At 41.8% G+C, this 23,174-nt stretch carries 23 protein-coding genes; 7 read left to right on the plus strand and 16 right to left on the minus strand.

The window, feature by feature from the left end; all coding sequences use genetic code 11:
• Positions 1 to 83: 83 nt before the first annotated feature.
• The 8 genes from NSQ50_RS19305 to NSQ50_RS19340 form a co-directional block, all read right to left on the minus strand.
• Positions 84 to 1,469: a sensor histidine kinase gene (locus tag NSQ50_RS19305; protein WP_076143748.1), complete on the minus strand. Its 1,386-nt coding sequence runs from the start codon at positions 1,467 to 1,469 to the stop codon at positions 84 to 86.
• Between the two features lie 3 nt (positions 1,470 to 1,472).
• Positions 1,473 to 2,177, minus strand: a complete 705-nt coding sequence (locus NSQ50_RS19310) for a response regulator transcription factor (RefSeq protein ID WP_038572150.1) — start codon at positions 2,175 to 2,177, stop codon at positions 1,473 to 1,475.
• Between the two features lie 139 nt (positions 2,178 to 2,316).
• The gene (locus NSQ50_RS19315; protein WP_076143746.1) at positions 2,317 to 3,399 is read right to left on the minus strand and encodes a Gfo/Idh/MocA family protein; all 1,083 of its coding nucleotides are present in this window, start codon (positions 3,397 to 3,399) and stop codon (positions 2,317 to 2,319) included.
• 17 nt (positions 3,400 to 3,416) lie between these two features.
• Positions 3,417 to 4,334 (minus strand): AraC family transcriptional regulator, encoded by a 918-nt coding sequence (locus tag NSQ50_RS19320; protein ID WP_235219571.1) that lies wholly within the window; start codon positions 4,332 to 4,334, stop codon positions 3,417 to 3,419.
• 2 nt (positions 4,335 to 4,336) lie between these two features.
• Complete coding sequence (locus tag NSQ50_RS19325; RefSeq protein ID WP_076143744.1) at positions 4,337 to 5,335, minus strand: Gfo/Idh/MocA family protein; 999 nt, start codon at positions 5,333 to 5,335, stop codon at positions 4,337 to 4,339.
• A gap of 188 nt (positions 5,336 to 5,523) precedes the next feature.
• The gene (locus NSQ50_RS19330) at positions 5,524 to 5,883 is read right to left on the minus strand and encodes a GIY-YIG nuclease family protein (protein ID WP_036688839.1); all 360 of its coding nucleotides are present in this window, start codon (positions 5,881 to 5,883) and stop codon (positions 5,524 to 5,526) included.
• A 42-nt stretch (positions 5,884 to 5,925) separates the two neighbouring features.
• Positions 5,926 to 6,405, minus strand: a complete 480-nt coding sequence (locus NSQ50_RS19335; RefSeq protein ID WP_036688841.1) for a DUF6530 family protein — start codon at positions 6,403 to 6,405, stop codon at positions 5,926 to 5,928.
• Between the two features lie 190 nt (positions 6,406 to 6,595).
• Positions 6,596 to 7,150 (minus strand): GNAT family N-acetyltransferase, encoded by a 555-nt coding sequence (locus NSQ50_RS19340; RefSeq protein ID WP_081386868.1) that lies wholly within the window; start codon positions 7,148 to 7,150, stop codon positions 6,596 to 6,598.
• Positions 7,151 to 7,266: 116 nt separating this feature from the next.
• On the opposite strand from NSQ50_RS19340, the gene NSQ50_RS19345 reads away from it, so the two are divergent.
• A complete protein-coding gene (locus tag NSQ50_RS19345) occupies positions 7,267 to 7,848 on the plus strand; it encodes a LysE family translocator (protein ID WP_038572164.1) in 582 nt (193 codons plus the stop codon).
• Between the two features lie 19 nt (positions 7,849 to 7,867).
• On the plus strand, positions 7,868 to 8,638 hold the full coding sequence (locus NSQ50_RS19350; protein ID WP_036688847.1) for an AraC family transcriptional regulator: 771 nt from the start codon (positions 7,868 to 7,870) through the stop codon (positions 8,636 to 8,638).
• Here NSQ50_RS19350 and nagA read toward each other — a convergent pair.
• The 5 genes from nagA to NSQ50_RS19375 all read right to left on the minus strand — a co-directional run bounded on the left by nagA (position 8,627) and on the right by NSQ50_RS19375 (position 14,232).
• Positions 8,627 to 9,775 carry an N-acetylglucosamine-6-phosphate deacetylase gene (gene nagA / locus NSQ50_RS19355; protein WP_076223121.1) on the minus strand — a complete coding sequence of 383 codons (1,149 nt, stop codon included), beginning with the start codon at positions 9,773 to 9,775 and terminating at the stop codon, positions 8,627 to 8,629. The genes NSQ50_RS19350 and nagA overlap by 12 nt on opposite strands.
• 23 nt (positions 9,776 to 9,798) lie before the next feature.
• The gene (locus NSQ50_RS19360; RefSeq protein WP_038572168.1) at positions 9,799 to 10,584 is read right to left on the minus strand and encodes a DeoR/GlpR family DNA-binding transcription regulator; all 786 of its coding nucleotides are present in this window, start codon (positions 10,582 to 10,584) and stop codon (positions 9,799 to 9,801) included.
• A gap of 175 nt (positions 10,585 to 10,759) precedes the next feature.
• Positions 10,760 to 11,239 carry a DinB family protein gene (locus tag NSQ50_RS19365; protein ID WP_076143740.1) on the minus strand — a complete coding sequence of 160 codons (480 nt, stop codon included), beginning with the start codon at positions 11,237 to 11,239 and terminating at the stop codon, positions 10,760 to 10,762.
• 38 nt (positions 11,240 to 11,277) lie between these two features.
• Positions 11,278 to 12,744 carry a protein adenylyltransferase SelO gene (locus NSQ50_RS19370; RefSeq protein ID WP_076143738.1) on the minus strand — a complete coding sequence of 489 codons (1,467 nt, stop codon included), beginning with the start codon at positions 12,742 to 12,744 and terminating at the stop codon, positions 11,278 to 11,280.
• Between the two features lie 198 nt (positions 12,745 to 12,942).
• The gene (locus tag NSQ50_RS19375; protein ID WP_036688856.1) at positions 12,943 to 14,232 is read right to left on the minus strand and encodes an L-cysteine desulfidase family protein; all 1,290 of its coding nucleotides are present in this window, start codon (positions 14,230 to 14,232) and stop codon (positions 12,943 to 12,945) included.
• 138 nt (positions 14,233 to 14,370) lie between these two features.
• Here NSQ50_RS19375 and NSQ50_RS19380 point away from each other — a divergent pair, with 138 nt between their 5' ends.
• Complete coding sequence (locus tag NSQ50_RS19380; protein ID WP_370510848.1) at positions 14,371 to 15,174, plus strand: lipase family protein; 804 nt, start codon at positions 14,371 to 14,373, stop codon at positions 15,172 to 15,174.
• A 302-nt stretch (positions 15,175 to 15,476) separates the two neighbouring features.
• On the opposite strand, the gene NSQ50_RS19385 is transcribed toward NSQ50_RS19380, so the two are convergent.
• Complete coding sequence (locus NSQ50_RS19385) at positions 15,477 to 15,818, minus strand: DUF4181 domain-containing protein (RefSeq protein ID WP_036688860.1); 342 nt, start codon at positions 15,816 to 15,818, stop codon at positions 15,477 to 15,479.
• Between the two features lie 425 nt (positions 15,819 to 16,243).
• Between NSQ50_RS19385 and NSQ50_RS19390 the strand changes: the two genes are divergently transcribed.
• Positions 16,244 to 16,675, plus strand: coding sequence for a flavodoxin domain-containing protein (locus tag NSQ50_RS19390; protein WP_076104972.1), 432 nt, complete (start codon positions 16,244 to 16,246; stop codon positions 16,673 to 16,675).
• 56 nt (positions 16,676 to 16,731) lie between these two features.
• Here NSQ50_RS19390 and NSQ50_RS19395 read toward each other — a convergent pair whose 3' ends face one another.
• Both NSQ50_RS19395 and NSQ50_RS19400 read right to left on the minus strand, forming a co-directional pair.
• Complete coding sequence (locus NSQ50_RS19395) at positions 16,732 to 18,807, minus strand: serine hydrolase domain-containing protein (RefSeq protein ID WP_076104973.1); 2,076 nt, start codon at positions 18,805 to 18,807, stop codon at positions 16,732 to 16,734.
• A gap of 92 nt (positions 18,808 to 18,899) precedes the next feature.
• Positions 18,900 to 19,622 (minus strand): MOSC domain-containing protein, encoded by a 723-nt coding sequence (locus NSQ50_RS19400; RefSeq protein ID WP_076223119.1) that lies wholly within the window; start codon positions 19,620 to 19,622, stop codon positions 18,900 to 18,902.
• 197 nt (positions 19,623 to 19,819) lie between these two features.
• Here NSQ50_RS19400 and NSQ50_RS19405 point away from each other — a divergent pair, with 197 nt between their 5' ends.
• From NSQ50_RS19405 to NSQ50_RS19415, 3 genes are all read left to right on the plus strand, one after another.
• Complete coding sequence (locus tag NSQ50_RS19405) at positions 19,820 to 21,283, plus strand: ATP-binding protein (RefSeq protein WP_256715487.1); 1,464 nt, start codon at positions 19,820 to 19,822, stop codon at positions 21,281 to 21,283.
• A gap of 86 nt (positions 21,284 to 21,369) precedes the next feature.
• Positions 21,370 to 22,221: an AraC family ligand binding domain-containing protein gene (locus NSQ50_RS19410; RefSeq protein WP_076223116.1), complete on the plus strand. Its 852-nt coding sequence runs from the start codon at positions 21,370 to 21,372 to the stop codon at positions 22,219 to 22,221.
• On the plus strand, positions 22,221 to 23,105 hold the full coding sequence (locus tag NSQ50_RS19415) for a DMT family transporter (protein ID WP_256717033.1): 885 nt from the start codon (positions 22,221 to 22,223) through the stop codon (positions 23,103 to 23,105). Before NSQ50_RS19410 ends, NSQ50_RS19415 begins: the two co-directional genes overlap by 1 nt.
• The last annotated feature ends 69 nt before the right edge of the window (positions 23,106 to 23,174 follow it).

Here is a 23,174-nt window from a genome sequence, read left to right on the forward strand (position 1 = left end):
ATCGACTCCTCGCTTGTCCGCATATATAGTATTTTATCTGTGAAAGAGATGAAAGTGGTTATGAAATAGTTAAATTTGAATTCTTATTCTATCGGTAAGTCAAATTGGACAATCGTTCCTTTGCCTAAAGTGCTGCTTATTCGCAGCTCTCCATGATGCAATTTAATGATCTGTTCCGAGATGGATAATCCCAAGCCGCTGCCCGAAGCCTGTTGATCCCCTTTGTAAAATTTTTGCCGCACATTCTCTAAATCCGTCTCTGCGATACCTGAGCCTGTATCCTCTACAGAAATCACGACTTTCCCTGGAACCGTTTGGGCGCTGATTAAAATCCGATCTGATGAACCAGTAAATTTGATTGAATTATCAATGAGATTAATCATGACTTGCTTCAAACGATTCTCGTCAGCTTGAATTACTGGCAGATGTTCTTCTATTTTCACTTCTAGTGAGATGCCTTGTCGGGTCGCTCTAGGGGTAAGTTGTCTGCCGATATGCTGCAGCAGTTCTGTTAGATCCACTGATGTGAAGTGAACGGCGATTCTTCCGTTATCCAACTTAGAGAAATCCAACAATTCATCCACCATATGAGTTAACCTGTCACTTTCGGATTCAATAATATCAAGCCCATCATAAAACAGAGGTTGATTACTCACCTCACTCGCCTTTAAGGTAATTGCCCAACCTTTGATCGAGGTCAAGGGTGTTCGCAGTTCATGGGATACGGAAGCAATAAAATCATTCTTAAGCTGTTCACTCTTGGAGATTCGGCTTGCCATCATATTTAACGTATCCGCCAATGAACCAAGCTCATCTTGATAGCGCTTATGCACTCTGATGCTGAAATCTCCTTCGGTCATCTGGTCTGCTGCCTGCTTCAGATCTTTAATTGATCTGGTTATGGTCCAAGACAGCAATAATCCAAGTAAGGTGACAATGCCAATAACGATTATCCCCACCCCGATCAGTAAAACCGTAATATGTTTAACTGTATGTATAGTTTCCGTTAAGGACGTGATAAATCTGACTCCCCCCACGATGTTTCCATTAGCCTGCAAGGGATAAGATACCGCGTAAATTGCTTCCTCTGTGTTAGGGTCCGCACCTTTCCAACTGCCGGGCTGCCCTTTTATTGCTGCTTGTACATCTATGTACTCAGTCATAGTTTGATCGCCTTGAAGTCCATTTGAGTCCTGCAACAGCCAGCCTTCAACATTAATAATCTGCACCTGTGCATCAGAATGACTCGCAAAACCCTTCAGTAACCTATCCGATTGTTCCTCCAGATCCTGGTCCCCAAAGTATTGCTGAAAAAAAGAAGCCGATAGCTCTGCTTGATTCATCAAGGTTTCCTCTATGTTATGAAAATAATAATATCGCACAGATACATTAAGAATGATTTCAAGAATGAGCACAGTAAGACAAATGAGTATAAAATAGCTTCCTACTAATCTTTTCTGAATCCCCATTCTTCAACCATCCTTTCTAAAGCGGTAACCGAGCCCCCATACCGTCTCAAGCCAATGCGGATTAGAAGCATCAACCTCAATTTTCTCTCTTAACTTACGCACATGAACATCCACCGTTTTGGGATCTCCAATATAATCCTCTCCCCAGACAAGATTCATTAATTCATTTCTAGAGAGTGCTGTATCCGGATGCTCCAGAAAGGTTTTCATCAACTGAAATTCCTTCGGAGTTAATTCAATGCTGTCATCCTGCTTAAACATTTTGTTCGCGTTCAAATCCAGCCGGATCGGTCCAGCTTGAAGTATCGTTTTTTGCGGCTTTAGAGCGGATTCTGTACGGCGCAAAATAGCTTTAATACGTGCTACCAATTCTAATGGATTAAAAGGTTTAACAATGTAATCGTCAGCACCCATTTCAAGGCCATTGATTTTGTCCAAATCCTGTCCACGTGCGGTTAAGAAAATGATGATGACCCCAGCGTCTTTCTCTCTTAGCTTTCGGCATATTTCGAACCCATTAGAATCAGGCAACATGATATCCAGAACCATAACATCTGGACGGCTCACCTCAAAGCTCTGCAATGCTTCTTCTCCACAAGCAGCTTCACTAACCACAAACCCATTATTCGTTAAATTTATAGATATAAAACGTCTAATATTATCGTCATCTTCCACAATAAGCACATGATTGCGATCAACAGTATCCACGATTTCCACCCCTATTACCCAGAGTCTAAACAAGTAAAAAAACAAAAAAACTCTCCCGGTAAAGAGAGAGTCTTGTCTCGGATCCCTATAATTAAATCACAAGTGGATATTACTCTAAATCGCTATAGTTGTCAAAAATCTAATCCAGATACACAGCCTTGCCGGTCTGCGCCGATTCATAAATAGCTTCCAATATTTGCGAAACGACAAAAGCCTGTTCAGGAGTTACAACCGGGTCTTTATCCTGTTCAATCGCTTCAATCCACTTTCTTAATTCTATATCCGGAGCACTTTCAGCTTTTCCTTCATAATAGGCAACACCGCCTGCCCCAAGCTCAATTTTATTGGTGTACAGCTTGCTGAATTTCTCTCCGTTAATTCTAAGTCCGTCCTTCATATCTGCACCTGCTTCCGTCCCACTTAAGCTGCATTTCGCTTCATGTACGTCTAGTGAATTCAGAGCCCAGCTCGCTTCCAGCATGATTGTTGCACCATTCTCCATTACGACCATTCCAAAGGCTGAATCCTCTACGGTGAACTTTTTAGGGTCCCACGGTCCCCAGGCGTTGGCGGCTTCTTCTTTTTGTGAAAGTTCATGATATTTAGTGCCCAGCACAACTTTTGGTTTATAGTTATCCATCATCCAAAGGGTTAGATCCAGCGCATGGGTTCCGATATCGATAAGCGGACCGCCGCCTTGTTTCTCTTCATCAAGAAATACTCCCCAGGTCGGTACGGCTCTCCGTCTGATGGCATGTGCTTTTGCAAAATAAATATGACCAAGCTCTCCGGACTCACAAGCTTTTTTCAAATATAAGCTGTCTTCTCTGTACCGGTTGTCATATCCAATGGTCAGCTTCTTGCCTGTACGTTTCGCTGCTTCAACCATTCGTTTGGCATCTGCCGCCGTCTTAGCCATTGGTTTTTCGCACATCACATGTTTTCCGGCTTCTAGAGCAGCGATTGATATTTCCGCATGGACATCATTAGGCGTAAGCACATGAATAATATCAATGGATTGATCTTTTAATAGTTCAGTGTAATCCGTATAGACAGTAGCTTCATTATTTCCGTATTTCTCCGCTGCCTCATCAGCACGTTCTTTAATAATGTCACAGAAAGCCACGATCTCAACCTTACTTTGTCTGCTCAAGCTTGGAAGATGTTTGCCATTCGCAATACCACCACATCCAATAATCCCTACAAGAAAAACCTTACTCATATCCTTCACCCTCACCTCTAATGGATTTGTTTGCTGTTTCGATAAGTTGCCGGTGTCATACCTAACCGCTTGCGGAAGACAATATGCAAATAGGTAGCATTGGTAAACCCTTCCGACTGTGCGATTTGTTCTATCGGATAATTGCTTTCTTCAAGCTTGCGGCAGACCGCTTGCAATCGAATATCCTCAAGCGCCCTACTGAATGATTGTTCTGCATTTACTTGCTTAAACACCCGCTGCAGCTGCCTTGAACTAATATTTAGCTTTTCCGCAACATTTTCTAAGGTAACCGTTCCTGAATAATTCGCTTCCATATATTGCATTGCGTATTGATACCGGTAAGTCAGCATATCTCTAACCGGCGCCTCCGTGCGGATCCCGCCTGAATCATACGCTCTAACGGCTTTTAGTAAAATACTGATCACAAGATGCTTAATTGAAGTATAATATCCGGTCAACTTCCCATCGCATGCTTCGTACGCTTCTCGAAAACACTTCATAGCCCCGTGATAGTCTTGTGCTGGAACCAAGGGTAAACACTTCAGCTTCTCCACACAGGTCTCAGCTTCCGCAACCTCCCAAAGATCAGCATCATCCCTGATCCTCTTCTTGATGTCAACATGCAGACATAGCTCTTCCATGGATTCATCAGCATCTGCCTCTTGACGATGCATAACACCTGGTCCGGTTAGATAGAACATTCCTTCTGAAAGAGGATATTTTTGATCCCCAAGAATGACTTCTCCCTTCCCGCGCGGAATGAAATGAAATTCAAATTCAGAATGATTATGGAACTCGACTACTCTGCCCGGTGGAAAAGATGTCAAATGAAATCTAAACACTGTAATCTCGTAATGTCCCCATAGAATCGTGATATCCAATCTTTCAAGCATGTCCTGCTTCTCAAACATCATCTCATAGGGAAAGCTGCTCAACGTTAAGTCCTCCCAATCGGAATTACACAGCCTTCTTTAGCCGAGCGGTTCGCCGCCTCCATTAATCTGGTAAGCTCAACTGCCATTTCAACATTTTGAGTGCCAAGTGTATTATTTTGAATATGATCAACCCATTGATGGAAGGCGCTTTCACGATTGCTTTGCAGGGCTACTTCTTTCCAGCCTTCTTCTTTATCCGTGGATTTGTTCGTTCTAAGAAGAAGCTTATTCTCTGGTGTTCCGTAAAGCAGCGTTCCTTCAGTTCCATGCACCTCGATAGTAAACGGCGAATGACTATTCACGAAACCAGCCTCCACCACACCAATTGCTCCTGAATCCGTAAATAGTGTCACTACGGCATTATCTTCCACTTCTTTACCGGTTACATAACCAAAATTAGCACTTACCCCAGTCACATCTTGATCTAAGAAAAGCTTCGCCAAATACATGGGATGACAGCCAAGATCAATCAAAGCTCCGCCTCCACATTGCTCCAAGCTAAAGAAATGATCAGGAAGCCAGCTTTCCGTTGCTCCGTTATGGGATAAGCGAACTCTAACGTAAGTAATCTTGCCGAGCAGTTCCTGACTTAGAATCTCTTGAATAGTTAGTGTATAGCCGTCATTTAAACGAGGCAAGGAGACCGTTAGCTTCACTTTGTTCTCGTTAACTTCTGCGATAATTGCGTTAACTTCTTTTAACGTTGGGGCAATAACTTTTTCTGTGAAAATATGTTTGCCCGCCTTGGCTGCAGCCACGATTACGTCTCTATGCATATTCGTTGGTGCATCCACGATAACGGCATCTATATCCTCTTGCGCAAGCAGATCATCCAGTGATTCAAAAAAAGGAATATTCAAGCTTTCCGCAGCTTTGTTCCCACGCTCTACGTTTTCGTCCCAAACTGCAGCTAATACGGTATCTTCATGCTCCTGAGCTTGCTTGGTATAATCCCATGCATGCACATGCCAATAGCTGAGCTTACCAATTCTAATGGTCATTTACTTGTGCCTCCCGTATATATGTTATTCTGACATCTGCTATAAAAATAACACATAATAAACAGCTTTTTTAGTAGGAAAATGCGACAAAACATATATAATATTACGACACATAAAATCCGGAGTGAAATACGATCCAAAAAAAAGAAACCCTTGCTATGAAAGCTAAAGGTTTCTTTATACTTGGCTTAATGGGTAAGTGGCTTATTATATCCTTTGTCATCAAAGGGTTGCAATTTCTCGAACCACTTCTTTTTCAATAGTTTAAGCTCCCAGCGCACGTCGGTTAAGTCTTCTGACTCCTTCTGCTCTAATACCTCATAGCTGAAAGCTTCTGCTCCAAGTTCCTTCCAGTCCTTTTGCAGCTCTGCATTCGCAAATCTGCCCATATCTAATTGCATCTGTATAGTCATCCATTTATTCTTCAGGTTGGGATAGCTGTCAACGAATATTTTTCCGCTTATTTTGTTTGTAATTTGAATAGCACCCATGTAAGTCTTGAGCTGCTTATATTGCTCCTGAAGTTCTTTACGTTTGCTTTTGTCCATTATGATTCATGATTCTCCTTCCACAAACAATTCTGCTAAATTTCAGTACCCCATTTCTTTTAATAAACGGGACAATACCGAAAGTCGTTCTCCAATCATTTCACCATCATCACTAAGCGCCTGGGCGAACAGCTTAATATCATTATCAATCATAGGATTGTCTGCACAGACAGATACACTCATTGCATCTCCTTGCAGCCCAACACGATCAATCATAGGGCTCTCGGGATCATACATTTTTGGAAAACGATAGGCCTCTTGAAAATACAAACTACTTCTGCAAATCAAAATTGCCAGGTCAAGCACTCTGTGCATTGGCAGCTCTTCGGACTGTCTCGACCATTTGTCCCCTGTATGTCTCCATACCTTTGCTGAGATGTCGACTTTTCCTCTATCGTTCCATTGTGCTAATCCTAGGGACAGACCTTTTGCATCTGTGTCCCCGGCGTAGCGGCCATCAACCTGCTCGTAATTTTCTGACACGATTACAGGTTTATGTTTTAGAGTTGTTGGAATTTTCATGATTAGTCACTCTCCATTTTATGATTCACTAATTTACTCATTTACTAAATTACTAATTTAATAAATCTAAGATTCATATTACCCGGCAAAAGATCATCTGTCAAACGACATTACACCCGTTTTATCCAACAAAACAAAAAATCCCTCTGCGCGCAGCAAAGGGACTGTTATTTTTATGAAAAATATATCTCTAGCTTAAATGATCACTCACATTACACAACCAAACCATATGGACGGAATCAGGTCCCCAATAGTCTTCCACTACTTTATAAGGTTTCCCAAATTTACGTTGCCACCTGACTTGTGCACGTTTATAACCGCTGTCCAGACAAAACCGCTCTACCCCTTGCTTTTTTAGAAATATCACCATTTCCTTAATTAAGGCTGAACCCACACCTTGACCCTGATAACTTGGCATAATGTATAGACTGCCCAATTCCCCTATTTCATCTAACTGATGATCCGTGCAGGTTTGAATATCTTCGCCACAAGCTCCAAAGGAAATCGTACCGACCACCTGCTCTTCTATTTTTGCAAGAAGGAAGTAAGGCTCCGCAGTTGTAGTATCCAGTGAAGTCATCAACATTTGCTTTTTATGATCTATTTCACTTTGGATATCGTCTTGTAAATGATCAAGCCCTTCTTTTTCAAAAGCATCTGGGATTGAAATTTCAAAAACAGAGCATGTGGATTCAAAATCAGCTGGAGAAAGTGTGCTTATGGCCATTTGATTACTCTTATTCATTGATTCGTACACCTCTTCTATTCCCTGCCGGAATTCTTAAAAATCCTGCAATAATATACTATCAGCATTCAGACTGAAAGGTTTATATTCATAGAACTACTTTACTGGAGGTCATCATGAATATATTGTCCTTTCTGATCTATTGCGTTGTCGCTACATTTACACCCGGTCCTACCAATATTGTTATTCTTTCTTCCGTGCAACATTCCGGGGCTAAAAAATCAATGGGGTATGTATACGGATCCACGCTGGCTTTTGGCTTATTACTTATCCTTTCTACTCTGCTGAACCGTGTTCTAGTAGAAATCATCCCAAATATCCTGATCATTATGCAAGTCATTGGGAGTTTATATATGCTCTACCTTGCTTATAAAATCTTTAAAATGGGTTCAATGGAAGACCAGCCTGACCCCAATGCCAATTTCCGCTCAGGCGTGCTTATGCAGCTTGTGAATCCTAAAGTGCTAGTATTTACACTAACGGTCATTCCCAACTACGTAATGCCATTCTATACCTCTTCGCTTGCCTTGTTTATGTTTGTTATAATTATAACTGTGATCGGATTTTTTGCATTTACGACATGGGTTGTATTTGGGACAATCTTCAGAACATTTATGAAAAATCATCAAAAAGTTCTAAATACCGTGATGGCACTGTTTTTAGTATACTCAGCCATTATGATATCGGGAATCCTATAAAGTCGCGGAGGTTAAGAACGTGGAGAGATTTAACTATAAAAAGTCAGCAGAGATCCTGTCCTTATCCGCCAGCCTTACTGATTTCACCTATAAAAAACATTGCCATGAGGAATATGCACTCGGTGTGACCCTTCGTGGCATTCAGCAATATAATCTTGACGGTAGTTTGCAATCCTCTCATAAAAATGGCGTAATGTTGTTTAATCCAGAACAAACGCATGATGGCAATGCGTATGATAAAGGTGGCATTGATTATGTCATGCTTTATATTAAGCCAACCCTAATGCGAGAGATACTAGATAAAAAAGAACTCCGCTTCGCCACTCCTATCTTATACGATGACAAATTGGCGCAGTGCATATTAGCCCTAAACCATGCCATCCAGAATGGCAAAGAGGAGTCTTTGTGCAGTGAACTGTTATTCACTCTGCTTCATTTAGTATCTAATACTGAAATAGTTACCGATCGTAGAACGAATAATAAATTTCTCAAAAAAGCAAAGGAAATGATGTACTGCAGTTTAGACCATGTGCTGAAGCTGGACGATCTCTGCACAGAATTTGGTCTGTCCAAATATCAGTTTATTCGCGAGTTTAAGACACATACAGGAATATCGCCCTATCAATTTTTCTTAAATTGCAAGGTAGAGCGTGCCAAGCAGTCCATTGAGAGAACCAAGGATATCTATGCAGCTGTTGTAGATTGCGGATTTGTGGATCTAACTCATCTGAACAGGCATTTTAAGAGCGTGTTCGGAATAACGGCACATGAATATCGGTCACAGCTGTAAGATTTGCCCTCCTACCATTGTCCAGAGCACTTTAAATTCATCATCCAAGAGGACCAGGTCAGCATCTAAGCCAGTGGTTATCGTCCCCTTTTGTTGAAGTTCAAGAATATTAGCAGGTGTAGTTGAAGCCATTTGTACGGCATCTGTCAGCGAAATTCCAGTTTCGACAGTATAACGTAAGGCTTCATTCATGGTAACTGTACTGGAGGCCAGCGTGCCATCTTCCAATCGCGCTATGCCCCCAGATACCGTAACCTGATGTCCTCCAAACATATAGTTCCCATCCCCTAACCCCATTGCTTGTAACGCATCTGTGATCAAGACCATTCCTTCTGGTCCTTTCATGGTATGCATCAATCGGATAATTGCAGGATGCAGATGGACATTATCCACAATAGCTTGCAGGCTTACATGTTTCTCTTCGAAAGCGGCAACCACAATCCCCGGATCGCGATGATGGATCGGCCGCATGCCATTAAAACAATGCGTAACATGACTTGCCCCAGCGGCAAAAGCTTGTTTGGCTTCCTCATATGTGGCATCCGAATGAGCAATTGCTATCACCACTCCCCGTTCCTTCAAAAAGGAAAGAAGCTCCATGCCTCCCGGCAGCTCAGGAGCAATCGTAACCATTTTAATGAGTGATCCAGCTTCTTGGAAAATGAGCTTCATTTCCTCTAAGTTAGGATGCCGCAGATACTTTTCATTTTGCATTCCTTTTCTCTTGGGGTTTAGATAAGGTCCCTCTAAGTGAATGCCTGCGATCTTTGCTCCCACTTCATGCCCAATTACACGTTTGACACTACGAATCATCTCTAAAAGATCTTCCATCGTAGAACTCACAGAGGTAGCCAGAAATGAGGTGCAACCAGATGCTGCGCAAGCCTTCGATACTTCTTGAATACTCTCTTCAGTACCGTCCATCATATCAAACCCGTTAGCACCATGAATATGCACATCTATCATTCCGGGCACTAACAAATGCCCTCCGCCATCAATCCGTTCATACTCACCCTCTGGGATAGAGGTATCTCCTGAGTCTATCCTCATCACTTTTCCTTCAGAAATCCATACATTGGCCGCTGAAACTATACTATTCTGAAGCACTACTTGTACATTTTGCAAAATATAAGTCATAAACGTTCTCCTCCATTTCGTTATCACTCTTGATTTCGAACCTCTTCAGCTTCATCTTGACACTCAATAACTGTGATGTTCTTCTGATCTAGAACTTCTCTGATCTCGATTGGAAGCTCTCGATTTGTAATTAAAATATCAATGAAGTCAAAGTCTAGCCGATAAAAGGATTTGGCATTAAATTTGGTGTGATCGGCTACTAAAATCACTTGATCAGATCTTCGAGCCATTTCTCTTTTTACCCGCGCATCTTCTTCATAAGGATAATAGAGCCCATCAGCACAGATCGCCGACGCTCCAATAAAGGCTTTATCCGCACGAATTTCACTAAGTTTATCGATAATGGAAGAACCATATAACAAGCGGTTTTTCACATTCAAGTAACCACCAAGTACATAAATTTGCAGATCCTCACGATGGGATAAAATCCCTACATTATCTATTGAATGCGTGACAACCGTAATATCCTGTGCACTAATTTGTTCAGCAACAAACTGTACAGTGGTCGATACGTCTAAAATCACAGTCTCACGATCTTGGATAAGCGCGGCTCCGATCTTCCCTATTCTCTGCTTACTCTCGGATTCATCGATCAAACGATCCTGGTAAGATAATAATTCTTTTTGTAATTCTGGTAACGCTAGACCGCCATGCGTCCGAACAACGACGCCCTCTTGTACTAACCTAACAATATCCCGTCGGGCAGTATCTCTTGAGACTTCAAATTGCGTACAGATATCTTGAACACTCATTGCTTGGTGTTGTTTCAAATATTCGAGTATTTTTAATAATCGTTCCTCTTGATACATAAGGTAATCCACCTCCTAAAGTCATCATAAGTCATTTAATAAGTATTTACAAGCGTTTATGAGTATATGATTAAGCATATGTAAGTATTAATACGTAAAAAAAGACGAAAGCCAGATGAATGTGCATCCGCTAACGCCTTTTTAATTTTATTTTTTTAGGATTTACTTCACAATGTCACTTCACATTGCGGTTCCAGCTTTTTTGTATTTTTCGAATAAAAACAATCTGGCCCACATGATAAGCATTATGGGTTGTTACATTTCCGAGTACTTCCCACCATTTACTGTCTGGGAATCCTTGAACATCAGCTTCCAATTGTTCTTTCTTAATCAATTCCTGCCAATGTAAAAGAACCTCTAAAAGTTGTTTTTGCAACGCTTCGAACGTTTTCTCTTCTGCAACGACAAAGGTATTATTATTATCCACTGAAGGAACCGCATGAACACTGGCTTCTTTATACCTTGTTTGCCAAGTTTCATTCCAGTAAAGCAGATGCTGCACAATCTCAGCAATACTATTGCTTTCTTCCGTTACCTTCCAAAAAGCTTCTTCTTCACTTAAGTCTTTAACCGCCACTTCAAAGGGCACATACCAACTCGGATCATTTGCATTGGCCAGCAACTGGTTGGTTAGAACATCATAAGCATGAAACATTCTTCCTTCCCCCATTTTCCAGATAGATTATAAGCAATTTAAGTACCGCAGAATGTACGATATGGACATGCGGATTCCTCAGGAAGTGCCGAGTATTCCTCTTGTTCAGGGGAGTAGGCGTATGGGTTAGACAATGCTTGAAGTAACCTCTCCATCACATCGTAATCTTTCCGCTCTACCGCCGCCTCAAGCGCTTCTTCCACACGATGATTCCGCGGAATAATCGCAGGATTACTGGTACGCATCAGCTCCTGTGAAAAGGATTGTGATTCCTGCTGCCTGCTAAGGCGCGCCTGCCACAGCTCATTCCATTGCTTAAATTCAGGAGTGCCAAACAGATCAGCATCTTCCATTACGCCTAAAGTTAAAGACCGAAATGTATTAGTGTAGTCAGACCGATATTTTTGCATCAGTTCAAGGAGGGTATCAATCAGAGCAACATCCTCTAACTCTTCGTTAAAGATTCCCAGCTTCGCTCTCATTCCCGTTAGCCAATATTGATAGGACCGCTCCGAAAAATCTGAAATTGCCTCCTCAGCCAGCTTAATCGCCTGTGCCTGATCGTCAGCCAGCAATGGCAAGAGAGTCTCGGCAAATCTGGCGAGATTCCATGCGCCAATCCCGGGCTGATTATGGTAGGCATAACGACCTTGCTGGTCTATGGAACTAAATACTGTCTCAGGATTGTACACATCCATGAAGGCACATGGACCATAATCAATCGTTTCTCCGCTAAGGGCCATATTATCGGTATTCATCACTCCGTGAATAAAACCTACAAGCTGCCATTTGGCAATTAGCGCTGCTTGACGTTCCATTACTTCCCGAAGCAGAACAAGATATGGATTATCTTCCACAGGAGCTTCTGGATAATGTCTTTGCAATGTGTAATCAGCCAGAATACGCAGATCCTCCACAGTCCCCCATGCAGCAGCATATTGGAAAGTTCCAACACGCAAATGACTCGCCGCGATCCGGGTCAAAACAGCCCCCGGCTGTTCCGTTTCCCGGATTAGCGACTCCCCTGTAGCTACCACCGCCAAGCTGCGAGTCGTAGGAATCCCGAGTCCATGCATAGCTTCACTGATGATATATTCGCGTAACATCGGTCCAAGCGCTGCCCGGCCATCGCCACCACGAGAGTATGGGGTTCTTCCCGCACCCTTCAACTGAATATCTACACGATCACCTTGAGGGGTGATCTGTTCGCCCAGCAGCACTGCTCGACCGTCTCCCAACATGGTAAAATGTCCGAATTGATGTCCAGCATAAGCTTGCGCAAGCGACACGGTACCTTCAGGAACTTCGTTGCCGGCAAGAATTCCAAGACCCTCCTTGCTCTGTAGTGCTGTGCTATTCAGCCCTAGAGTAGCAGCCAATGGTTCATTAAAAATAATCAGTTCCGGTTTACGCACAGGCGTTGGCTTAATTCTTGTAAACATTGATTCCGGCAGATGAATATAACTATTCGCAAAATTCCAGCCTATATCTATTTTCTCTGTCATATTATCTCCTTTTTATACCCTCAGTCTCTATGCCTTTATTAACTCAGAATAAGTTATGTTAAAATTTAATGCAAATCTTCTCGCAGACCTATGTTTTGCCGAAGTGTTACAAAGACCGCCCGGCTTCCTGCCATTTTATGCAGGAAACCGGGCGGTCTTAATTATGATGTTCTATCTTGTTTTCAACTTATTTGGAAGCTAATTCGCTCCGCCTTTGGAGAGCATAATATTGAGAATGGTCTTGTCAGTATCCGCCAGCCCTTCCTGAACCAAACGCTCCATGTTGCGGATGGTATCTTCCACCTCTTCGAAAATCACACCATCCTTGGTTGTAGGAGCAATGTTGTTCATAGCTAGTGTGGCTGCCTGGATCGCCGTATTGGTGGAGGTGGAAATCTTCAGCGCACAGGTAGAATTCGCACCGTCACAGATCATACCTGACAAAGAAGCAATCGTATTCTGTATCCCATGCTTGATCTGCTCAAGACTGCCGCCCATGAGATAAATGATCCCGCTATTTGCTCCTACTCCCCCTGCAATCCCTGAACCACATAATGGGGACAAACGCCCGATATAATGTTTGATGTGCACAGTGACCAGATTGCTCAGTGCAAGCGCCCGAGCTAGCATTTCTTCATCTTTGCCCAGCAATTCCGCCAGAGCTATAACGGGTAGTGTACAGGCGATGCCTTGATTACCGCTGCCCGCAGTTGTCATCACAGGCATTGCACTGCCATCCATTCGAGCATCTGAAGCCGCTGCAGTGGCCGCGATAATTCTGTTCGCTACATCATTGCCGAACAGATTCACCGCAGATTGCTGATTCATTTTCTTACCTACCTGCAAGCCATAATCGCCTCGCAATCCCTCATCGGAGATCGCTTTGTTCATCCGTGCCCCTTCCAAGAGAAAGCTAAGCTCTGAAAAAGGAGCGTTACAGATAAACTCGAATATCTGGTCTACTGAGCCCGCATACTCTTCCGTGTCGGAAAGACTAGGCTTGCCACAGTCGGCTTTTGAATTCCGGGGTGTTATTTTCTCCCCGTCCAGAGCCAAATATTCTATATGGGTGTGCTCTCTGGCAATAATGGCAGTCGCCGTATGGTTCTGCGTAAACAACTGGGCTTCAATATATAATTTCTCAGGAGTGTCCTTTATCTCCACTTTTAGCAGCTTTCTATCCAGCAGGTCATTTGCCATCTTCAACTCAGCCTGCGTCAGGCCTGACAGAATTTCCAGTTCCTTGTGAGAACGGCCGACCACCGCTCCAAGGGCTGCTGCGATGGGCAGGCCTGTCTGGCCTGTCCCGGGAATGCCCACTCCCATTGCATTTTTGATAATATTACCGCTGAGATGCAGCTGAATCCCCGTAATTTCTTCCTCGAGAAGCTCTGCCGCCAAGGAGACGGCATACGCAACTGCAATCGGCTCCGTACAGCCTTCTGCCGGTACGACTTCCTTGTGTAAAATTTCCAATAAGTTGCTCATGTATGCATTTCCCCCTTCTCTCTCCTGTTGGAGTTATTTATATATAGTAACTCAGAGAGAAGTTTCAGGGAATCCTTTTTCTTAGGAATCACTCCTTCATCCCCCTAATATAGTGTAGGAAAGAAAGGCGGGATGCACGTGAGTAAGAGGAATGAGCAAGAGCAAAGGGCGATCTTTCTAGCTGCAGTCTGCGGGCAGACCTATACACAATTTTCAAATATAGATGGAGTTTTCGTCATTCCATTAGATTATCAGCTATGTCATCCCATTGAAGCACAATCCTTCAATAATGTATGGGAACGTTTCGGCTTTATTTTGGAGTCTCCACAAGAGATTATTATTGCCTTTCGGGGAACCAGTACGACGACCAATTGGATATCCAACGTCCTCGCTTCACAGGAACGGTTCAAATATCTTAAAGAAGACTCTCTCACCCATCGTGGCTTCACCAACATTTATTCTTCAGCTCGGGATGGCATCTTCTCTACGCTCTCCAAGCTATCTCCCGACAAGACCTTATACATTACGGGCCACAGCCTCGGTGCAGCGCTCGCCACCTTATGTACCTTAGATATTGCGGCAAATACCTCTTACACCACACCTAACCTCTATACTTATGGTTCCCCACGGGTAGGCGATCCGGACTTCGTTAATATTTTCAAACAATATGTGCGGAAGAGTTACCGGTATGCCAATCTTTTTGATGTTGTAACCTACGCACCTCCACATGTCTATAAGCTCCCCAAACGGGAAAAAAAGTATTATTACAATCATGTCCACACTTTTAACTCACTGTCTTTCCAAAATGGATCTACAAGTGGTAATCACGTAATCAGCAGCTATTTCGCCGAGCTCTCCAAGCTCCAACCGAAATTCGCTCAAGAATTATGTATAACGAACCCAGGATTCTGTCCACTCGTGGCTACGAAAGCAGAAGTATAATGTGAACACAAAAAGGAGGTGCCCAACAAGCCATAAGCTGGCTGCCGAAACACCTCTTTTCTTCGTATGATTCGATGCCATCAGCAGTTACAAAGTCACTAACGGACTCCATTGACACTAACAGCAGTATATTTCCACTTTAAGAATTCCATCGGACTCCATGGCCACTATTGGCATAAAAAACACCTAATATAAGTCACTTTCTAACGAATAGCTGCACTGGAGTCCGAAACGCTGCTCAAAAGGCGATTATTCAGCAATTAACGTCATCTGGGTCCGAAGCCGGTACGAATGAAACTAGATCAGAATATAAAATAAACTAATACCACACCCAGGACTAACAGAATAAGTGAAACTATGTGCTGTTTCGTATGTTTTAGAAATTTCCAGTCGATGAACGACTGAAACCCTATTGCTACTACTATAACTACAATCCAAAACCATTTTATAACCGTACCCTCTGGGCCATCGGCAATTATTATCACAATCCCCGTAATTAATCCCACAAGTGCAAGTATAAGCTTCCCTTTTATATTAAGCTCATAACCGTCTTCAGGAAGTTTTTCTTTGTCCGGGCCAACAATCCATATCCTTAGAAATAGATTAGAAAAAGCAAGTATTATAAGTATAAGTCCAATTTTCACTTTCGTTCACCTCCACCCTTATATAGAATTCATTCGTATTTATTTCTGATCATTAGTTCTTTGATTTCTTTTAACTCATTTAATATTTCTTTTGTTAGTTGCGTACTTTTAGAGTTATCGATGCCTACTTTAATCACAAATATTCCAAGCAACAAATAGATGATTAGCATTACGATGATCCCCAATTTACGTTCACTCCTCTTTTTTTGTATATTTCATTAAAGATATAGTTAGCATTAGATTAATATTATTCCCATGATACCATAATAAGGATATCTATTTAACACTCAGGTGCTTGCCGTTGGCTTGACAAATGATCAATATATTCGATAAAATATATTATATCTTGATAATCAAGATAATTGATTTACGAGATTTTTTCCATGCGGGAACGCGATTAATCTTAACTGAAAAGAGGGAACACAATGGCAGTACTTATTCTATACGCTACAAAATCTGGAGCAACAGAACAATGTGCAAAAGTATTATCAGAAGAGCTACCTCAGAGCAAAATTTGCAATATCGAACTAGAAAAGCCAGATATCGAGGCATTTGATAGCATTATTTTAGGGGCAGGAGTAAGAGATGAAAAAATATATAAAGCCATTCGTGACTTTATCAAAAAAAATAAAGATGAGTTACTGACTAAGAAGATGGGCTACTACATTTGCAACGAGAAACCCAAGAAAACCGAAGAATTAATAGAGAAAAATTTCCCTGATGATCTGAAAGAAGCTGCGATTTGTATTGAATCTTTTGGAGGTTATAAGGCCTATAAGGCTCCAAAGGAAGGTACTGATCAGCTCAAAGGGATATTGGTAGATAAAATAAAAGAATTCTCACAAAATTTCAAATAAAAAATCCTGTTACCAAGACGAAAATCTTGATAACAGGATTCTTTTTTTATATACGTTTATTGCGCCTTGAGGGTCACTTCAAACTTCGCACCGACATCACCTACAAATACAATTTTGCCGTTGCTAGGAAGTTTGACTTGCTTAAGACCGCTAATGGTAAAGTAATTCACACATACACCATTCTCATCATAGACGGCAAAGGAACTCTTGGTTGGCAGCTCTACTGTCATTATCTTACCTGTTGCCGTTTCAGGAACTCCATACCATCTAGCATATCCATCTGATTGGATCGTTACCATAGATTGCGGGCCTGCATAAATCGGTTTAACCGCATCTTGATGTATAAACAATTGATTGCCAATCTTTAAATACTCCACACCATTTTTATTTTCAAAAATAAGATCCGCAAGATCGCGCCCAGCGATGGTTGGGATTTGCACGGTCATTTCTGCTTTATTAGGTCCAGTTATTTTATTCGAGCCCATATAACCAGGTGCGTCAGGGAACATAGCGATTCCAGCTACCGGCATACTCATGTAATATTGGGAGCTGTACTTCTCGCTGACATCAAAATACAATTTCCCTTGACGCTGCTGCCATGCAGTAATGACCTCTTGAGATAGGGCATTAGGTTCAAGCTTCTCAGCTGCATATTGGGTAACGGCAGTTTCACCAAGTCCTGGAATTACCCCATACCCTTGACTCCAAAGATAGATACGGCCATTGCTCTCCTTCACAAAGCTAACTTTACTTGTACCCTCGGCATCTAAAAATTCACCGTTCGAATTATATGAAAATTTCTGCGCTGGCATTGTAGGAGCTATAATCGAAGATATACTCAATTCCCCAGCTTTACTAACTTCTATCTTCATTAGTTGCGTAGAATCACCATAGACACCCGCATAGTTTACCAATTCTTGCGGCATATCCTCTTTGTTCGAAGCTTTAAAGGTAGGTGTAGCTTTCAGTTCCTTAATAACTCCCTTTTCCTGTAAGGCACTGAGTAAAATTTCGTTGGCAAGCATCTGGTCCGTTGTACTTGCTCCGCCAGAAGATATTACTGCTGCTGCCATCCGTTGTTCGGGCAATACAACTAATGAGGTATGATACAGACCCGTATCTCCCCCCTTTGTCAAAGCCTTGATTTCGTACTGGTTAAATGGATATAAGTTCACACTGTCCCAGCCTAATCCATAAGCTAACGAATTATCTGTTCCCTTAGGCCATATTCCACGCTTATATTCCTCTTGTTCCATCGCTTTCACAGACTTTTCTGACAAAATGCCAGTCGATTGGCCCGTAAAAATAGTTGCAAAGCGCACCAAGTCCTCTGCAGTGGAATAGATACCACCTGTTCCAATCACATTAATGGTTTCTTTGGGTAAAGCTGCTGAGTAGGTAGCATTGTAGACACTAGCCAGCTGAGAAGAAGCTACAGAATCTACAGGCGTTTTCGTATGTTCAAGCCCTAGAGGTTCTGTGAAATTTTGATGAATGAATGTGGTAAAGTCCGTGCCGCTGACCTTTTCAACAATCAACTCAGCCAGCGTAAATCCATCATTACAATATACTGAGTAGGCACCTGGATCGGCCTTCAGACGTTGTGTTGACAACGTTTCTAGTAAACTATCTTTTGCAATAGGATCAGAATCATTAAATAAGAAAGAATTGGATAAGTTCGAGCCAGCAAGACCTGAGGAATGATTCAACAGCATCCGTACAGTGATTTGCTTATAACGAGGATCTTCCATCGTAAAATTATTCAAATAAGATACGACTGAACCGTCCAAGTCTACTTTCCCTTGCTCAACAAGCTTCATAATAGAAGCTGTTGTATACATTTTACTCGTTGAGCCAATTCCATACATCGTTGTAGCGCTTGGTGCTGTCTTACTCTCCACATGACTATATCCAGATTGACCGCTCACAACGATATTATCGCCATCAATAAGAGCATATTGGAGACTAGTCGTTCCCAGCTTTTCCGTTAAGAATGCTGCCTTCTCTGCTGCCACCTTCTGAGTGTTCACATACGTTTGCCCTTTGCCGCTATCTGCTGCTAATGCACTCGTAGGGACATACATTACCAGTAGAAGCAATGCAACTAATAGGGATGCCAAATTCTTCTTCATACATAACCTCCCGATATGAAATCGTCATCCTTTAAAGGATAATTTATCCATGGAGTAATGTAAAGGAAGTTTGCAATTTTGGGACCATGTATCTAATCTACTAATTCTACTTTATCTCCGATTCGAATTTGCCCAGTTTTGATTACTGAAGCATAAACTCCAAAATGCAAATCAAACTCTTTATGCAGTTTTTTCAAAAGTACTGGGTCCTTCTGGAGACTATCCGGGTCCATCGTAATCACAACACATCTCTCGCAAAAACTATCTACCTGTAGCTGTGCATCCCCAATGTTGAGCCGGCGTCCAATCCAATCTCCTTCAAAAAGAGAATCATCATTCAGCGCAATAACAAAATTCCCGCGAAAACGCCGTTGATCCAAGGAATGCCCCCAGGTTGCCTCCAGTTTTTTTAAGCTGGCATCCGTAATGAGTAGAATACTAGCGCCATCCACGGATAGGAGCTGCGGATGTTCTGGCTGAGGATGTACAGCTTTTAGACCAGACATAGTGATTGGAGTTTTGGTTTGGCTTTGGATTTCTTCCAATAGAATATCATCCCATCCAAAGGTTCGCCCGTCTGATGCCGTTACATGGATTTGTCCATCTATAAATTGCGCTTGATAGGTAAGCATATTCGGAATATTTCTAGCGGTGATATATTTTCGCCAGCCCTCTTTTGACTCATCGTAAAAGGAGCAAAAACGGTCACCAAGCATTCCATACGGTTCAATCATACAGCTTTCTAAATTCTCACCCGCAAATGACTTGACCGGGTAACGATTAATTCCTTGAATTTCACCAACAACTGATAACATGATACAACGCCTCCACTTGTCTTAAAATGCAACGTATCTTCCCATTCTACCTGATTTTATTTAACTGTTGTATGAATATCTAATAACCCAGAAATTTTATATGTTTTATTGAGTTATATGTTTTATACTATGACTGTTGGATATATTGCATTTTGAGATAACACTCACTCCCCTATAAAGAAGAGAGGTAACCTGCTGTGCGGACAAATGATTTTCAAGGTTTTGACTTTGTTTTTACCCAAGCCGTGATGGGTATGGCCCTTATTTCGCTTGATGGAACGTTCCTAAAACTGAATTCAGCATTATGCGACCTCTTGGGGTATGATGAAAACGAGTTAACGACACCCTCTCCAACCGTCCGTACCCTTCTAGATCAGATTCATAAATTCATTTCATTAGGAAGCTCTCTTCCATCTACGAGTACTGATCCGCAGAGACTCGAATTAGATTATTTCCATCCAACCGGACACCGGTTATCTTTAAACGTCTCCTTATCTATCCTTTCGGATGACATTGGTAAACCTATATTTTATTTTACTCAATTCGAGAATAAGACCCTGATCAGGGAAATGGAGACTCAGCTTCAGGTTGTGAAGACCCATCTACTTGAAAAAGAGAGCTCTTTTCTACAGCTGCTGGAGGAACTGCCTCAGCCCGTGCTTATCACTAGGGGAGGGATTGTTCTATATGCAAATTCGGCAGGTTTACAATTAATCCATGCAGAAAGCCTAGATCAAGTACTTGGTCTATCGACTATGGATATTGTAGACTACTCTAATTATGAAATTCTCTCAGAACGAAGAAAGAAATTCAACACTGATAGAACAACAGGTTCTGTCTGCTACCTGATTAATTGTTTAAATAACCAGCAGAAATATGTGGATGGGATTACATTGCCAATCATTTATGAGGGAAACGAAGCGTACATTGGCATATTCAAAGATATATCCGAGCAAGTATTGGAAGATGAACGACTGATACAGTCCGAGAAATTATCTACAGCAGGACAGTTAGCCGCTGGAATCGCTCATGAAATACGGAATCCTCTTACAGCCATTAATGGCTTTATGAAGCTACTGCGCTCTTCCGAGCGGATGAATGATAAATATATTTCCATTATTGAGTCAGAATTGAAACGCATCGAGTTCATCGTCAACGAACTGCTTGTCTTATCTAAACCCCAAACCACTCATATTAGTAAACCAGTGGATTTATTGTCTTTGCTGGAACAAGTCACCACACTAATGAATGGACAAGCTGCCCTAAAAAATCTCAAGATCCTCCCTGTCTGTACTGATCAATCCATTTGGATTAATGGTGAGGCTTATCAGATGAAGCAGGTATTTATTAACTTACTTAAAAATGCGATGGAAGCAATGAATCATGGGGGAAACATCTATATTCATGTGCAAACCTATGACAGAGAAGCCCGAATCAGTGTGCAGGATGAAGGCTGTGGGATGACAGAGGAACAGATCAATGCCCTCGGCAAACCATTTTATACGACCAAAGAAACAGGAACAGGCTTAGGTTATATGATCACACAAAATATTATACATAATCATGGCGGAGCGATCTCTGTAGAAAGTACTCTGGAGCAAGGAACAACTTTTACTGTGAGTATTCCAACGATCATTACACCTGAGGAACCTATCATGTAGAAGATGTGGTATCGCAACATCATGCAAGAATGCCCCTAATTTTCACATTATAATGGTTATACATTATTGGAAAAGAAGGTGCAGCAATGACTCGTGAAGTTCGAACTGTAGTTTTCGATCATGACTTAAAATTTGAGGCGTATCGATTCGAAGGTATTATGCAGAAGTTTCCCAACCATTTTCATGACCATTATGTCATAGGTTTTATTGAACAAGGAAAGAGACATCTGCTCTGTAACCAAGAAGAGCATATTCTTAACAGCGGAGATGTGGTCATCTTTAATCCGGCGGATCCCCATGCCTGTGAACAGATAGACGGGAGAACGCTTGACTATCGCTGCATCAATATTCAGCCGGAAGTCATGCGTGAGTATGTGCTAGAAATTACCGGCATAGGCTACTTACCGCGGTTCACACGCAATGTTCTCTACCAAAGTGAACTGTCGAGCCCTTTACACGACCTGCACCAAATGATATTAGAGGATCAATCCGATTTTCAAAAAGAAGAGTTGTTTCTATTTCTCCTTGAGCAGCTTTTGAGAGAATACACGGAGACAGAAACCCTCTGTCCCGCTCAAGAGCCTACTTCTGAAATTAAAATCATTTGCGAATACATAGAGTTACATTATGCGCAGAACATTACGCTGAACCAGCTAAGTGAATTGAGCGGCTTAAGTAAATATCACTTGCTGCGTTTATTTACCAGACAGAAAGGAATATCACCTTACCGTTACTTGGAAACTATTCGCATCAACCACGCCAAAAAGCTTTTAGAACAAGGAATATTGCCAATAGAAGTGGCCTCTTTAACCGGATTCAGTGATCAGAGCCATTTCACAAATTTTTTCAAAAGACTCATAGGCTTAACCCCTAAGCAATATATGCGTATATTTGTTCAGCAAACGGGAGTAAAGTCATCAATGGAACTTACGAAATGATAAATCAACGCAAGATTAACACAGGACATCTGCTGGCATTACTTACGATTTTAATCTGGGGAACCACCTTTATCTCCACTAAAATACTGTTAAAAGACTTTACGCCTGTGGAAATTCTGTTCTTCCGTTTTCTTATTGGGTACTTTGTACTGTTACTGATCTATTCACGTCCAATCCGAACTACATCTTTTAAAGAGGAATTACTCTTTATCTCAGCAGGTCTTTGTGGGGTCACGTTATATTTTCTTATAGAAAATATTGCCCTAATCTATACCCTTGCATCCAATGTAGGTGTGATTGTCTCCATCGCTCCATTTTTCACGGCGGTGATCGCTCATTTCTTTTTAGAAGAAGAGAAATTTCATAGGCAGTTTATTATAGGATTTTTGATAGCCTTGGCAGGAATTATATTAATTGGGCTGAACGGGAGTTTTCTTCTGCAGCTGAACCCCATCGGTGACTTGCTGGCATTGCTGGCACCTGTGGTTTGGGCAATATATTCAGTGTTGATGCGAAAAATAAGCCTACTTAAGGTTCATACTATAGGGGCTACCCGCAGAGTATTTTTCTATGGTCTGCTGTTTATGCTGCCTACTCTGTTTCTGTTTGATTTTCAGCTAGGTCCGAGTAGATTTAAAGAAATTTCAAATGTAGCTCACCTGCTTTTCTTAGGTCTGGGTGCCTCGGCACTGTGTTTTTTGACTTGGAATAAAGCTGTAGGGATTCTAGGGGCTGTAAAAACAAGTGTATATATCTATATTGTTCCTGTAATTACAGTGGCAGCTTCCGCCCTTGTTCTGAATGAAAAGATCACCTGGGCAATCCTAACGGGAACTTTTTTAACGCTTATCGGTTCTTATATTTCCGAACGCAAACCTAAATAAACAAAATATCTTTAACATTTAATAAAAAGAAGCCCCAGCAGCGTGATGCATACTGGAGCTTCTTTAAGT

This window comes from Paenibacillus sp. FSL R10-2788, assembly GCF_038003885.1.
GTDB classification, from domain to species: Bacteria; Bacillota; Bacilli; order Paenibacillales; family Paenibacillaceae; genus Paenibacillus_AQ; species Paenibacillus_AQ odorifer.

What these genes read in the sequence shown, in the direction of transcription:
- NSQ50_RS19305 (WP_076143748.1), bottom strand. Translation starts at nt 1,469, where the DNA reads ATGGGGATTCAGAAAAGATTAGTAGGAAGCTATTTTATACTCATTTGT.
- NSQ50_RS19315 (WP_076143746.1), bottom strand. Translation starts at nt 3,399, where the DNA reads ATGAGTAAGGTTTTTCTTGTAGGGATTATTGGATGTGGTGGTATTGCG.
- NSQ50_RS19325 (WP_076143744.1), bottom strand. Translation starts at nt 5,335, where the DNA reads ATGACCATTAGAATTGGTAAGCTCAGCTATTGGCATGTGCATGCATGG.
- NSQ50_RS19330 (WP_036688839.1), bottom strand. Translation starts at nt 5,883, where the DNA reads ATGGACAAAAGCAAACGTAAAGAACTTCAGGAGCAATATAAGCAGCTC.
- NSQ50_RS19335 (WP_036688841.1), bottom strand. Translation starts at nt 6,405, where the DNA reads ATGAAAATTCCAACAACTCTAAAACATAAACCTGTAATCGTGTCAGAA.
- NSQ50_RS19340 (WP_081386868.1), bottom strand. Translation starts at nt 7,150, where the DNA reads ATGAATAAGAGTAATCAAATGGCCATAAGCACACTTTCTCCAGCTGAT.
- NSQ50_RS19345 (WP_038572164.1), top strand. Translation starts at nt 7,267, where the DNA reads ATGAATATATTGTCCTTTCTGATCTATTGCGTTGTCGCTACATTTACA.
- nagA (WP_076223121.1), bottom strand. Translation starts at nt 9,775, where the DNA reads ATGACTTATATTTTGCAAAATGTACAAGTAGTGCTTCAGAATAGTATA.
- NSQ50_RS19360 (WP_038572168.1), bottom strand. Translation starts at nt 10,584, where the DNA reads ATGTATCAAGAGGAACGATTATTAAAAATACTCGAATATTTGAAACAA.
- NSQ50_RS19365 (WP_076143740.1), bottom strand. Translation starts at nt 11,239, where the DNA reads ATGTTTCATGCTTATGATGTTCTAACCAACCAGTTGCTGGCCAATGCA.
- NSQ50_RS19370 (WP_076143738.1), bottom strand. Translation starts at nt 12,744, where the DNA reads ATGACAGAGAAAATAGATATAGGCTGGAATTTTGCGAATAGTTATATT.
- NSQ50_RS19375 (WP_036688856.1), bottom strand. Translation starts at nt 14,232, where the DNA reads ATGAGCAACTTATTGGAAATTTTACACAAGGAAGTCGTACCGGCAGAA.
- NSQ50_RS19390 (WP_076104972.1), top strand. Translation starts at nt 16,244, where the DNA reads ATGGCAGTACTTATTCTATACGCTACAAAATCTGGAGCAACAGAACAA.
- NSQ50_RS19395 (WP_076104973.1), bottom strand. Translation starts at nt 18,807, where the DNA reads ATGAAGAAGAATTTGGCATCCCTATTAGTTGCATTGCTTCTACTGGTA.
- NSQ50_RS19400 (WP_076223119.1), bottom strand. Translation starts at nt 19,622, where the DNA reads ATGTTATCAGTTGTTGGTGAAATTCAAGGAATTAATCGTTACCCGGTC.
- NSQ50_RS19410 (WP_076223116.1), top strand. Translation starts at nt 21,370, where the DNA reads ATGACTCGTGAAGTTCGAACTGTAGTTTTCGATCATGACTTAAAATTT.